Origin of the sequence: Marinospirillum alkalitolerans (assembly GCF_045055655.1) — a bacterium.
In the GTDB taxonomy this organism is placed as follows: domain Bacteria; phylum Pseudomonadota; class Gammaproteobacteria; order Pseudomonadales; family Halomonadaceae; genus Marinospirillum; species Marinospirillum alkalitolerans.
Genome location: NZ_JBANFI010000003.1, coordinates 273,278 through 286,363 on the forward strand (window position 1 = coordinate 273,278; position 13,086 = coordinate 286,363).

Annotated in this window: 10 protein-coding genes and 1 tRNA gene; 4 read left to right on the top strand and 7 right to left on the bottom strand. The window is 52.4% G+C overall.

Annotated elements, in window-relative coordinates; all coding sequences use genetic code 11:
• Nucleotides 1-31: 31 nt before the first annotated feature.
• The 3 genes from argS to V6U78_RS06220 all read right to left on the bottom strand — a co-directional run bounded on the left by argS (nucleotide 32) and on the right by V6U78_RS06220 (nucleotide 4,526).
• On the bottom strand, nucleotides 32-1,729 hold the full coding sequence (argS, locus tag V6U78_RS06210) for an arginine--tRNA ligase (protein WP_405338516.1): 1,698 nt from the start codon (nucleotides 1,727-1,729) through the stop codon (nucleotides 32-34).
• 143 nt (nucleotides 1,730-1,872) lie between these two features.
• Nucleotides 1,873-2,898 carry a hypothetical protein gene (locus V6U78_RS06215; RefSeq protein WP_405338518.1) on the bottom strand — a complete coding sequence of 342 codons (1,026 nt, stop codon included), beginning with the start codon at nucleotides 2,896-2,898 and terminating at the stop codon, nucleotides 1,873-1,875.
• Between the two features lie 176 nt (nucleotides 2,899-3,074).
• On the bottom strand, nucleotides 3,075-4,526 hold the full coding sequence (locus V6U78_RS06220; protein ID WP_405338520.1) for a CYTH domain-containing protein: 1,452 nt from the start codon (nucleotides 4,524-4,526) through the stop codon (nucleotides 3,075-3,077).
• A 195-nt stretch (nucleotides 4,527-4,721) separates the two neighbouring features.
• Between V6U78_RS06220 and V6U78_RS06225 the strand changes: the two genes are divergently transcribed.
• Together V6U78_RS06225 and argA are read left to right on the top strand one after the other, a co-directional pair.
• Nucleotides 4,722-6,479, top strand: coding sequence for a Na/Pi cotransporter family protein (locus tag V6U78_RS06225; RefSeq protein WP_405338522.1), 1,758 nt, complete (start codon nucleotides 4,722-4,724; stop codon nucleotides 6,477-6,479).
• 87 nt (nucleotides 6,480-6,566) lie between these two features.
• Nucleotides 6,567-7,874 carry an amino-acid N-acetyltransferase gene (gene argA, locus V6U78_RS06230; protein WP_405338524.1) on the top strand — a complete coding sequence of 436 codons (1,308 nt, stop codon included), beginning with the start codon at nucleotides 6,567-6,569 and terminating at the stop codon, nucleotides 7,872-7,874.
• Nucleotides 7,875-7,974: 100 nt separating this feature from the next.
• On the opposite strand, the gene V6U78_RS06235 is transcribed toward argA, so the two are convergent.
• From V6U78_RS06235 to V6U78_RS06245, 3 genes are all read right to left on the bottom strand, one after another.
• On the bottom strand, nucleotides 7,975-8,886 hold the full coding sequence (locus tag V6U78_RS06235) for an alpha/beta hydrolase (protein WP_405338526.1): 912 nt from the start codon (nucleotides 8,884-8,886) through the stop codon (nucleotides 7,975-7,977).
• The gene (locus tag V6U78_RS06240; protein ID WP_405338528.1) at nucleotides 8,868-10,754 is read right to left on the bottom strand and encodes an Lnb N-terminal periplasmic domain-containing protein; all 1,887 of its coding nucleotides are present in this window, start codon (nucleotides 10,752-10,754) and stop codon (nucleotides 8,868-8,870) included. Before V6U78_RS06240 ends, V6U78_RS06235 begins: the two co-directional genes overlap by 19 nt.
• A 162-nt stretch (nucleotides 10,755-10,916) precedes the next feature.
• Entirely contained in the window at nucleotides 10,917-11,474 is a 558-nt protein-coding gene (locus V6U78_RS06245; protein ID WP_405338530.1) for a DUF3015 domain-containing protein, read from the bottom strand.
• 212 nt (nucleotides 11,475-11,686) lie between these two features.
• Between V6U78_RS06245 and V6U78_RS06250 the strand changes: the two genes are divergently transcribed.
• Together V6U78_RS06250 and V6U78_RS06255 are read left to right on the top strand one after the other, a co-directional pair.
• A complete protein-coding gene (locus V6U78_RS06250; RefSeq protein WP_405338532.1) occupies nucleotides 11,687-12,340 on the top strand; it encodes a DUF6882 domain-containing protein in 654 nt (217 codons plus the stop codon).
• A 177-nt stretch (nucleotides 12,341-12,517) separates the two neighbouring features.
• On the top strand, nucleotides 12,518-12,883 hold the full coding sequence (locus V6U78_RS06255; RefSeq protein ID WP_405338534.1) for a hypothetical protein: 366 nt from the start codon (nucleotides 12,518-12,520) through the stop codon (nucleotides 12,881-12,883).
• 109 nt (nucleotides 12,884-12,992) lie between these two features.
• On the opposite strand, the gene V6U78_RS06260 is transcribed toward V6U78_RS06255, so the two are convergent.
• Nucleotides 12,993-13,079: transfer RNA gene (locus V6U78_RS06260), tRNA-Leu, on the bottom strand.
• Between the last annotated feature and the right edge of the window lie 7 nt (nucleotides 13,080-13,086).

Below are 13,086 nucleotides of genomic sequence, written 5' to 3' on the forward strand. Positions count from 1 at the left end.
CTCATCCTGTTGATCCAAGCGTCAGGACCTCTTACATCTGCTCAGGGGCGCTCACACCTAATAAACCTAGACCCTGTGCCAAGACCTGACGCGTGGCTGCAGCCAAGGCCAAACGGGCTGTCCGCACAGCCGCATCTTCAACCAAAAACTGCTGCGCATTGTACCAAGAGTGGGTCGCGGCCGCTAAATCACGCAGGTATTGGGCCATTTGATGCGGCTCAAGTTCCTCAGCTGCGCGCGCCAGTATTTCCGGGAAGCGAGCCAGCCACTTCAATAACTGCTGTTCTTGCTCGCTGGCCAAACGATCTAGCACAGGTTCGGCTTGCGCCAGAGACCAGCGATAGCCCTTGTCTTCAGCCTGACGGGCGACACTGCATAAGCGCGCATGCGCATACTGGATGTAGTAGACCGGGTTCTCATTTGATTGAGAGCGCGCCAGATCGATATCAAAAGTGAGCTGAGAGCTAGGGGCACGTGCGGCCAAGAAATAACGTGTGGCATCACAGCCCACTTCGTCAATCAGATCCCGCAGCGTCACATAGCTGCCAGCCCGCTTGGAGATTTTGACTTCTTCACCAGAGCGCATCACCGTGACCATCTGATGCAGCACATAATCCGGCCAGCCTTGGGGGATGTTTTCACCCAAAGCCTGCAAGCCTGCCCGCACACGCGTAATCGTGGAGTGGTGATCTGCACCTTGCTCGTTAATCACTTTAGTGAAGCCACGCTGCCATTTATTCAAGTGGTAGGCGACATCAGGAACGAAATAAGTGTAGCCGCCATCGGTTTTACGCATCACACGGTCTTTGTCATCGCCAAAATCCGTGGTGCGTAACCAGAGTGCGCCACCTTCTTCGTAGGTGTAGCCCTGCTGAATCAAACGCTGCACCGTTTCTTCTACCCGACCCTCGGCGTAAAGAGAAGACTCGAGGAAGTAACGATCAAATTTGACACCAAAGGCTTGTAGATCCAAATCCTGCTCACGACGCAAAAAGGCCACTGCAAAGCGACGAATGGCGTCAAGATCCTCAGGATCAGCCGCACCAGTGACCTGCTGATCATCTGCCGTGATGGTTTCTTTGGCCAGATAGGCTTGCGCCACATCCTGAATATAAGCGCCACGATACCCATCAGCAGGCCAGCTGGAATCTTCTGGACCCAAGCCCTTCACCCGCGCCTGAACAGACAGCGCCAGATTGTTGATTTGCGCTCCGGCATCGTTGTAATAGAATTCGCGCGTCACTTCCCAGCCAGTGGCTTCCAGCAATCGACAGAGGCAATCGCCGATCGCGGCACCTCGGCCGTGGCCAATATGCAAGGGACCAGTTGGGTTGGCGGAAACAAACTCAACCTGCACCTTTTGTCCTTGCCCCTGTTGGCCCAAGCCAAACTGAGCACCCTCGTTCAAAATGCGCGGCACGATGGCACTGAGGGCATCTTGAGCTAAAAAGAAGTTGATAAAACCTGGGCCAGCGATCTCCATTTTCGCCACAGCCTTGCCAAGCGCAGGCTGGGCTTGCAAGCGCTCAACCAGCAACACGGCCAAATCTCGTGGCTTTCGACCCGCTGCTTTTGCACCGGCCAAGGCCAGATTGGTGGCCAGATCACCGTGGGCTTTATCCTTGGTGTTATCCAGCTGGAGAGAGGGAGAAAAATCAGCAGGGAAGACGCCTTCAGCTTGGAGGGCTTCAACCAGCTGCTGGAGCTGAGCTATGATCAAGTCTTTCATCGGTGGGAGCCTTGCGCTTTTAAGTGAAAATCAAAAGAGCCAGTTTACCATTTTCCACTCAGGCCACCCAATAAAAAACCCCCAGCATCACTGCTGGGGGTTGATTCACTTCACTCAATGCGAAAGAAGAGTTCAGGCTTGGCTTAGAAAGCGTATTTTGCCTGCAGGCTGATACGCATATCGCTATCACCTAAACCGTTTAACTTGCCCGCATTATCATCAGCTGTCATATAACGCAGCTCACCGCCCCATTCCCAACCGGAAGGCATAGTGTAGAAGGCATTCGCCCAGAGAGCGGTGTAGTCTGAATCATCCGCATCACGCAGCGCTTGCTCAACCAGCAGGTTGGTACGCAGCTGCTGATTGATACGATATTGCGCACCAACAGAAACATAGGTGTCATCATTATCGTTGGTGTTAGTCAGCGCTAAATGCACACGCAGTTCATCAGTAATCTGGCTGCGCGCACCAAAGGTCAGCTCAACCTGGCTTTCTGTTTTTGCATCACCTGTGGCTTCAGCATCATCAAATTGCAGCAGGGTCGCCGCACCAAATAGCTGTGTAGCGCCCAAATTAGCACGGAAATTCACGACGGCATCAGGAAGAGCTGTGTTAGCATCACGATCCGTTTGACCAACGCCTGTTGAGAAGCTATTGGTGCGATCCTCCAAGAACACACCCACAGTCATACCTTCAGCGACAGGAATATTGCGACCTAAAACCATTGTACGCTGTGCCATAGCCGAGGTATTGGCTGTGCCGCCAGCATCTATTGTTTCGCCCAGACCCGTCAGGTTAGCTGCACCCGACCAGCTAAAACCAGCGACCCAACCATCCCACATAATCGCCGCATGACGCAGACGGTAGTTGCTACCACTTGGGCCATTAAAATCATTTTCAAACAAAATAGTAATCGGGCCAGCGTCTGTTTGGCGCGTATAAGACAGGTTCATCCGTGATGTCCCTAGGCTCATACCATAATCAATATCGCTGTCTTGACCCACTGCATCATCAAAAATCGTCCAGTTGGCTTGTGCGGCAACAAAACCACCAAAATTCACTCGGTGTTGGTCATTTTCAAAAATAGTGGCGGCGGTTGCCGTAGAAGCTGCTACAGCCAGAGCGAGAGGAAGAGCAACAGTACCTGCGAGCTTGTGACGCAATTTCATAAGAATGTACCTTTTGTTTTTTTATTCGGATTGAGCCAAGACTCATTTTTATTGTTCGCGGCGGAACTCAGCTTTCAACCTCAACTCTAAAGTCTTGGCCTTGAGTGCAGCTGCCGCTTGGCGCAGACTCGCACGCCCACTCAAGGCTGTCAATATCACTGCGCCCCTTGATTCGACTAAGGTCTAACCACCTTCTCTCTTCCGACCACCCTACCGAGTGCTTGCGCTTGGCGCCCAAGACGCAGTAATAATTCCTGACGACGTCGTTGCCGAACCTGCTCTCCCAAGGCGGTCGCAAAGGTTTCTGCCGACAGCTGCTCCAAGCCGGCCAACTCACCTATATCTTCAAGCATCTTCTGTACACCCTGACGATCCGGCTCAGCACTCAGGCAGAGGTGCTGCAATAGTAAACCCAGGCGCACCAGCGCTGGATAACGGGCGATCCAGCCCGCTGCATGCATAGGCTGACGGGGCAAGCGCAGGTGCGCTCGTGCCGCATTCAATAAGGCCGCTGCCGCCAAGGGGCGCTGAACAGCCGCATCAGATCCCCCATCCACAGTCTGACTCAAAAAGGCCACCAAGCGCAGACTCGACTGCCCCAGTGGTAAGCTTGCCTCTAATTCACGCTGCACAGCACGGCGCTGACGATACCCCAGCTGCTGCTGTCGCCAGTCTGCATCGCGACCTTCTAATGGCAAGCGATGCAAGGCTTGATCTCGCCAGCAGCTCATGACCCAAGGCTGAAAGGCCTGCACCAGCTGATGCACTGCCTGTCGTACCGCATAGGGTGCGCTTCCTGGAGCCAACCACTGACTCAAAGCCAGCAAGGCCTGTACGCCCAGCAGCTGTTGATACGCCACAAGACCCGCTTCTTCATCGGCACTGACTTGCGCCAGCTCACGGCCCAGCATCCAGGCCTGAGCATACTGGCCCGCCCAATGCAGCAGCTGCCGTGGTTGTAAGACAGCCGCCACATCCAGCAAAACCGTTGGACGAGGCACGTCCGCAACATAGGCATCTGCTAGCCACCAACCGCGCAGTGCCTTGCTCGCCACAGCAGGATGCAGGGCCAGATGCTGCGCCAGAAAATCCGCACAGGCAAAAAGCCCCTCTTGTGGGCCACTGATCCACTCCAACTCCAGTTCGGCAATCCCTTGCTGACGCATCACCTGGCCAGGCGGCAAGCGCACTTCGCCGATATCAGCGGCTAATTCCAGCTGCGTCTTACTGCCATCAGCCAGAGGCCAGCTGAGCTGCCAGGCATGGCGAGTAAAGTCGGTATGAAAAACAGGTTGAAGCTGCGTCTGCCACGCGCCAGTCAACGGCAGTTCGGGCAAGGCACTTAGCTCCAGCTGTGCCTGAGCCACGGGCACCTCCCATTCACCGCGCTGCGTCAACGCGCCCTCAGTCTGCCCTGCGGTTTTCAGGGTTTGCAGCCAGCGATCACCAACGCGACGCAGGCGCAACGCCATACGCTGGCGATGTAAATCACGCTGGGGCGTATCAAAATAAATGTTTTCCATTAAGCGCACACTGGGTGGCTCTTCGCCACGCTCAGCGAGCAGCGCCATCAGACGTGGGAGATCTTCCGCCTGAAAGCGACATTTGAGTTCTATTTCTTGGCCCACTGCGTGCTCCTTGAGGGTGTTAACACGGGACAATCGGGGTTGCACTTCATTGGCAGTGTGCCAGCGATACAGCACACTTTTGCTTTTTTTTGTCAGAATTTCGTTATAATCGCGCCAGAAAAAATTCATGCTTTTGTCATCAAGACAAGCCGCTTCCTCACTTTATGTCTCACACAGCACGCGCCAAGGTGACTTATGTCCTACTCGCTATTCGACTTTCTCCAGCTGATCGGCTCGCTCGGCATTTTCATTTTCGGGATGAAAATCTTCAGTGAAGGCCTACAGAAGATTGCTGGAAACCGTCTCAAAGGCATCCTCAGCGGGATGACGCGTAATCGCCTGACCGGCGTGATCACCGGTTTTGCTACCACGGCCATCACCCAATCTTCCACCACCACCACGGTCATGGCGGTTAGCTTTGTCAATGCGGGCTTGATGAGCTTTGTGCAATCCACCGGCGTGATCATGGGCGCCAATATCGGCACCACCCTCACGGCTTGGCTGGTTGCGCTCTTTGGCTTTAAGTTTCAGATCACCCCTATCGCCTTGGCTGTCATCGGGATTTTCTTTGCTTTCTTATTCTCCAAAAATCCCCGCTGGCGCAATATCGCCGAAGCCATGGTCGGATTCGGGATTCTGTTTATCGGACTGGAGTTTATCAAAGGTGCCGTACCAGATATCAACAACAATCCAGAAATGTTTGCCTTTTTAGATGCTTTTACTGATTACGGCTTCCTTTCTCTGTTACTGTTTGTGCTGGTCGGCACTATTTTGACGCTGCTGACTCAATCTTCTTCTGCCGCCACCGCCATTACGCTGGTGATGCTCTTTGAAGGCTGGGTGTCCTTCCCGATTGCTGCTGCAATGATTCTGGGCGAAAACATCGGCACCACAGTCACCGCGAATATTGCGGCCTTGGTGGGGAATGTGCATGCCAAACGCTCGGCACGTTTTCACTTTTTCTTTAATATGCTCGGTGTGATCTGGATGCTCGCGCTGATCTATCCTGCCTTGCATTTAATCGACTGGGTGGTGATGTCTGTGACAGAAAGCAGCGTCTCAGTGCTCAGCGGTGATCCAGAAGCCCGTTCTAATGCCACCTTGGCGCTCTCACTCTTTCACACCAGCTTTAACGTACTGAACGTGGTGTTCTTATTTGCACTTGTTCCTTACATTGTGAAGTTTGTTGAATATATCCAGCCTGATCGCGGTGGTGAAGATGATGAGTTTCACCTGCGCCATATCAGCACCGGTGTCATGACATCACCGCTGCTCTCTGTTGAACAGGCGCAAAAGGAAATCCAGCAGTTCGCTCAGATTATCGTGCAGATGCATGAGCAGGTGCGACAGCTGCTGTTTGATTCAAATGTCGATGTCGAAAAGCTGCGTAAAAAAGTGCGCAAGCTGGAAAAAGCCACTGATCAGCTCGAAATAGAAATTTCGGATTATCTGGTGCGCATCTCAGAGCGCAGCCATCTCGAGCGCAACCTCACCGAGCGCATCCGCAATATGCAAAGCATGATCAATGATCTTGAGCGTATCGGCGATATCTACCATCAAATTGCCAAGCTCACTGAGCGCCTGCATGAGTCCCAAGCAGACTGGCCGGAAGATGCGAGCCAAGAAATCAAGGTGATGATGGAGGCGTTGGAAAAAGCCGTGGCCAATATGGAGCAGAATATCGCCAAAGACCCCAGTCAGGTGAAGCTCGAAGAAGCCATTGCACTGGAGAAAGCCGTCAACAAGCTGCGTAACCAGTTCCGCAAAAACCACTATACACGCCTTGAGAATGGGAACTACTCGCCACGCGCTGGGGTGGTGTTCATTGATCTGCTCAATCGCATGGAGCGCATTGGCGACCATGTTATTAATGTTAATGAATCAGCATGCGGACATCGTTTAAAAAGTAAGCGCTTGGTCGGGAGCCATTTCACCCCGGTCAACCCTTCTTAGACGAACAGCCACAGTACGACTAGGATTAACCAAGACCTTGCGTTAAGCTCTGGTCTTGGTTTTTTTATTTCCACCAAGATACGGCTTATGTCTCAGGTTACTCCCGAAATTAACTGGTTCCGCCAGGCTGCACCCTATATCCATGCCCATCGCGGTCGCGTGTTTGTTGTTCATCTTGAGGGCGATGCCCTGATCCAGCCTTTTCAGCGTGAACTGATGACTGATCTGGCGCTGCTCTACTCGCTCGGCATCAAGCTGGTCATCACCTTTGGAGCACGCCCCCAGCTGGCACAGGCCCTTGAAGCGCAGGATCTGCCCTGGCTTGAACATCAAGGCCGCTTGCTGATTGATCCACCACGCCTGCCTTCACTGATCCAGACGCTGGGCACGCTGCGTGTGGAGCTGGAGCGTCGTCTCAGCATGAGCCTCAGCCAAGCCTCTTTACAGCACCAAGGCGTTCAGGTGGTGAGCGGCAATCTGGTGATGGCGCGTCCCTTGGGTGTGCGTGAAGGCGTGGACTTTCATTTTTCGGGCGAAGTGCGCCGGATTCAGGTTGAGCCCTTAAAGCGCCTGCTGGATCAGGGCAATATCGTGCTCTTGCCACCGCTAGGTTATTCCGCAACAGGGGAAGCCTTTGATCTTGATGCCGAAGAAGTCGCCACCGCAGCGGCGATCGAGCTCAAGGCTGATAAGCTGCTGTTGCTTGGTCGGGCGGAAGGCTTACATGATGCACAGGGGCAGTTGATTCGTGACATCACACCACTTGAAGCCGAGCACTGGCCGCATGTGCCTGAATATGGTTGCCTGGCTCGTCATTTACAGGCGGCCTGCACGGCCTGTCGTCGTGGTGTCAAACGTGCGCATCTGTTGAGCTATCAACATTCAGGCAGCCTGCTTGAAGAACTCTTCACCCGTGAAGGGGCGGGCACGCTGATTACCCAATACAGCTATGAAACCCTGCGCCAAGCCAAAATTGAGGATGTGGGCGGCCTGCTCGCCTTACTGCGCCCCTTAGAAGAAAAAGGCGTGCTGGTTCGTCGCTCGCGTGAGCTGCTCGAAGCCGAAATTGATCGTTTTACAGTGATTGATCTGGATGGCAGCATTATCGCCTGCGCCGCTCTCTATCCCTATCCAGATGAACAGCAGGCTGAGCTGGCTTGTGTTGTCGTGGACCCAGAATATCGCCAAGGACAGCGAGGTGACCGCCTGTTGGCGAAAATCGAGAAAACAGCCAAGCAGCAAGGCATCATGCAGCTCTTTGTGCTGACCACTCACACCGCCCACTGGTTTATTGAACGTGGCTTTGAGCCTGCCGCAGTCGAAGACTTGCCGACCAGCCGACGGGCGCTCTACAACTGGCAACGAAATTCAAAGGTATTTTGTAAGCAGCTGTGATATCACACTCATGATGAAACATGGTTGAGCGCCCTGTTTCTGTTGTCATGGCGCTTCTGAATTGAAGCGCCTACTCCTAAAGCACCTACTCCTAAAGCACCTACTCCTGAAACTCAGGCAACGGAAGATCATCCAACCAACTCAGCAATTGCCGCCGCCAATACAACTGATTCAACATCCCGGTATGCGGTGCGTGTTCATCCTGCCAATAGGTTTTTGGCTCTGCGGCGAGATCAAAGAGGCGCTGACCATGCGAGCAAGGCACGACGGCATCCGCACAACTATGCAGGATCAACAAGGGCAAGTGCTGTGGACGCTGTGCGATCCAGCGCTCAGGGGAATAGTCATCACGAATCAACCAAGATAAGGGGTATTGTCCTGCCCATAAGAGCCAGCTCTCGCTCATTTTTTCTCGCGCAATACGACGATAACCTGAAAAGGGGCTATCCAGTACCACAGCGGCCAGTTGATCAGCCTCAGGAGCCAAGCCCAATAGGGTGGCACTGGTTGCGGCACCCAGGCTCTGTCCAAAAAGCACCACCGGCAGCTGCTGGCTCTGAGCCTCCTCCAACACCCAGAGCAAACCAACATAGGCATCATGATGCACACCAGCAATCCCTGGCTGGCCTTCAGAAAGCCCAAACCCACGATAATCCAGAATAAAAACCGACCAACCATGACGCGTGATCCAGTTCAAAGCGGCGAAATGAGTGCTGATATTTTCCGCGTTGCCATGCAAAAAATAGATCACCCCGCGCTCAGCCTGCCCTTCTTCAAGACGTGCTTCCAGCCACCAGCCATGTAAGCGCTGCTGCTGATGATTCACGATAAAGACATCTCGATAAGGCAAATCAAGTTGGTCTGGTGTACCGCGCAAACCTGGCTCAGGCCAGTAAAAAAGATGCCCACAACCAGCAAGCAACAGCGTAAAGCCGATCAACAACACCCAACGAATACGCCTGACAAGAAGGCGGCTCACAACAAGAAAAGACTTTAAAAATAGTGCAGCCATGTTAGACCCACCTGCCATCTCGATTCTTCGCGTTCATCCCATTCGCCTTGCAATCTCAGCGCCTGCTGCTGGGCAAAGTTCCACTGCACTGTTGCTTCTGTTGACCAAAAGGCTCCCGTGTGACCAGCCACAAACTGCTGCCAATGTGCATCCAAACCTAAGCGCACTGGACGCACAGGGGCCCAAACAAAGCCAAGATTGATGCCCGCCCCAAGCGCCCAGTCCTCTCCCTCTGGTGCATGCCCAGCCTGAGGTCCAATTTCTGTTCGCCCAGTCACAAAACCATAGGTCATCCAATCCTGCCCCTCTCCCCAAGCTCGGCCATAACCACCTATGGCAAAACCTCGCCAAGAGTCCTGCGTTCTGGCTTCTGGGTCCGTCCGCTCCAAACCTGTTTGTACCCGCCAGGCAGCCATCGAGAAAATCGGTGAACTAGGCAGATAGTTTCCTACTTCAACCAAGTTCAGCCGCCACGGCTCTAAACGCTGCTCATCTTCAAAAAAACGCAGTTCAAGCTCGAAGAGGTTAATTTCCGCGTTGGCCAGATAACCTTCAACAGCATCATAGCGGGTATGATAAGCCGGACGGGCGACAAGGCTCAGGTAGGCTTGATCGGCCTGCCAACCTAAGCCCACCCCCCAACGCGCCGTACCATGCCCTTGGTGAGGCGCGATCTCTGGCGTCGCTGGTGTCGTTAAGCCGGAGCGGCCTCTCACCTGCGCACGCGCCACCAAGAGACGATGCATTTGAGGTGCTGCCTGCTCACGCGCGAGCCCTTGGTGCTGAAAACGAAAACTAATCCACTCTGCCGCCAGCTCATAAATCGCCGCCTGATTCACGCCTTCTGGCAATAGAAAATCACGCGGATGGGGCTGATCAAAGGCCAGCACACGCGCTAGCTCCACTTCATCCGCCGTCATCTGTTGCGCCATATTGTGCAAACGCGTGGCAAAGGAAGGCCGAAAACCAGCCTCCTCGATCAGGAGTCCAGCCTGATCTAAAGCCCGCAAGGTGTCTACTGGCAGCGCTTTGATTTGAAAGCCCCGCGTTAAATCCAGATTTTCTTGGGCTACGGATAAAACGGCCAAGAGTTGATAAGAGCAGTTCTGATCAAAAAACCAATAGGTAAAGCGCATCTCGTTCAGCTCCCAAAGATGGCGCATCACCTGCTCGACACCGGCCGCGCTGATATCCAGCGGCAGCTCCCACATATCTCGGCTTTCTAGTTGGTTGTATTCATTCACCTTTTCATAATAAGGCATAAGGCTAAAATAACCTGGATAGCGCCCCAACATGCCTTTAATGGCATAGGCCATGCCTCCATCTTGACTATCCACTTGAGCAGCGTAGTTAACAGCAAAAGCTACCAAGTCTGGGCGCTGCTGAGTATTGGCCGCATCTATCCGCAAGAGTGTATGCCCAAACATTGAGGCAGCATTGTTTAAATAGGCCGAAGGGAACACCAGAGTGAGCCGGCCAGGATCGATTTCTTCATACCAAGCATCAAAAGCCGAACAAGGGCGCGCTGGCAGTGGTATGTCTAATGCCGTGGCCAACCAATGGGCTCGCGCCGGAAAGCGGCAACGCAGATCGGCTTCTTCATCTAGCGCCGAGGTTAAAGAAGCTTGTAAAGCCTGCCAGGTGGCTTCTAACTCGGCCTGAGGCTGGGTTTGACCTTGGAGCGCAAGAAAAAAGCGCGGATCCTGCACTTGGCTTTTTCTTTGCCCTAAAAAACGATCATGGTAGTGCCCAAGCTGGGTCCAGGCATTGGTACGACTCAGCGTCACGAGCTGCTCATTGGTCACCGCGGCAAGACGGGCCTCAAGATCCAGCTCATCCGCCCAACTGGGCGCCAAAAGAGCCAACATCAGGGCTAAGCTACAGGCAACACGCCAGACAAGAGAGAAAAAAAGTTGGGAGAAAAAAGAAAAACAAGACACAGATTCGCCTCAAAAAAAATGCCACTTCCTGAACCAGAAAGCGGCATAGTGTCATTCATCAGCTGATTCTAAAGAATCAGCCTGAAAAACTTAGCTCAGCGTGTAACCCGCTAGGGCTGCATCGCTAGCAACAACGCTGTTCATGTTGCTCAGAATATCAGCAGAGGTCACATTTTCAGAAGTGAAAATCTCACCATACTGGCTCTGCAGTGCAGCTGTGAACGCAGACTGATCCGCAGCATCGACACCCCAAAGGGTCGCCAAAGTAGTCAGCGTCTCGCCTTCACCGCGAGCCGCATCCACCGCCAGGGTATCCAAGTTATCATTGATATAGCTTTCCAGAGCGAACAAGGAGTTCTCTTGGCTGCAGTTCAATGTCCCTGTCGTCATACCAAAAGTTTGGTTGCCTGAAGTTCCGTTCAGCGTTGCGGCCAGAACATTCATGACCAAACCATCTTGACCTTCCAGCAATACGCTACCTAAACCACAACCAGCATCAGAAACAGCGTGAGCAGAAGCCGCGAAGGGAAGAGCAACAGCCAGTGCACTTGCAGCGATTAACTTTTTCATATTGAACATCCTCAAGATCCACTTAAAAATTTTCCTGTATAGTTCCAAATCAATCTGGAACAGCGGATAATCTTGCATATTTATCAAGACTCTTGCAAGCAATGAAATAAAAAAACACATATAACAAGAATATGCAGTCAGCATAAAAAAACATAAACAAAGAAAAAACCACTCGAACTCAAGGCCACAAGCCTTGCTCGAAAAATTGAGCAACCAAGATTTTTAAATTCAAACTAACGTTTGATGATCAATACCCTTGATCTCATAACCTAACCAAGGAGTTATACTGAGTGAGCCCTTTATTTCAGAATCTTTTGAACCAATCTGTCGGCCATGGCTTTGCCAAGCAGCTCGCCTTTGGCGACCTACTGGGTGATCGCTCTTGGAGAATCGACTTAACAGAAGGCAAAGTCTTTTTCGGCGACGATCTTTCTTTTCGCATTCAACTGCTTGGCACTGAATCCGAAGGGAATGCCACTTGGCTATGGGCCTGGGCTAATGAAGCAAGCAACCTACCTGCTGAACTTCTGGAGCTATGTACACTGCTCAAAACGACTGGAGAACAAGGCTCCATTCCTGAACTGAGCGAGCGTAGCTTTCCTCTAGAGCAGGCGAATGGGCACACTCTAGCGATGATCGCTTCCGGCTTGTTTAACTGCTGCTACTACAGAGCCCCCTATCCAGGAGGTGCGCTATTCTTTTTAATCCAAAATCCGCCGGCGCAGGTCGCTGAACCTGTAGGAATCACGCGAGCCGCGACCGTCATCACCGAAGTCGTCAGCGAGTTCGATGTAGATCACACAGCCATGAGTGAAGCTTTTCTCACCTCACAAGGTTTTACTGTCTCACGTGGTGAGCAGAGTCTGATCGGAGAACGCGAGCAGCGGACCATGACTCTGACATTCGATACCGGAGATCGCATCACCCGCATTCAAGTCGATTAAAAATCAATCGACGTTAAAAGCGATAGACTTTATTTGAAGGGATGAAACCGCTATATAAGAGACCCAAGGCGCAACTTCATCCCTGCTCAAACCTGACTAGCCGCCTTGCTATTATTCTATACAATAGGTATTCGATGGATTGGCTATCATTAATCAATAAACTTAAAGTGCACGTCAATGACGAAATCATTATCCGCTCCCTGCTGCCAACAAAAAATAGGCATTGCACTATTACTCAGCAAAGCAGAGTGGGCATCTCACCTCAGCCAAGTGGATTTTTGGCAATGGAATTATTATCGCTGCCCACATTGTCAAACCCCTTGCTGGTTTGGTTACAACCAAGAGAGTGCATGGTGTGGCATTTATGGCGCTGCCCCTGTGGCAGATTTGATTCCGGTATCACCTATTGATGGCATGCCACAACCTGTCATCGGCGCCCAATCTGTCATATTTGAGTATGCAGGGGTGCTTTATGAGATTCAGCGCGGCAAGCATTATTGGCATTCAATGAAGCAAACTGGTGGCATCACGCAGAAGAGTTAATGATCTAACGCACACTGGGTCGATCCAATAGCGTGGATATTTACTGATGAGTCTCACTAGGGGATTGAGGTAAAACTCACAAAGACTTGATGTCAGTCTTTGATTTATATGGTACCGAAGGCCGGACTCGAACCGGCACACCCGCAAGGGCGGCGGATTTTGAATCCGCTGCGTCTACCAATTCCGCCACTCCGGCATAATTT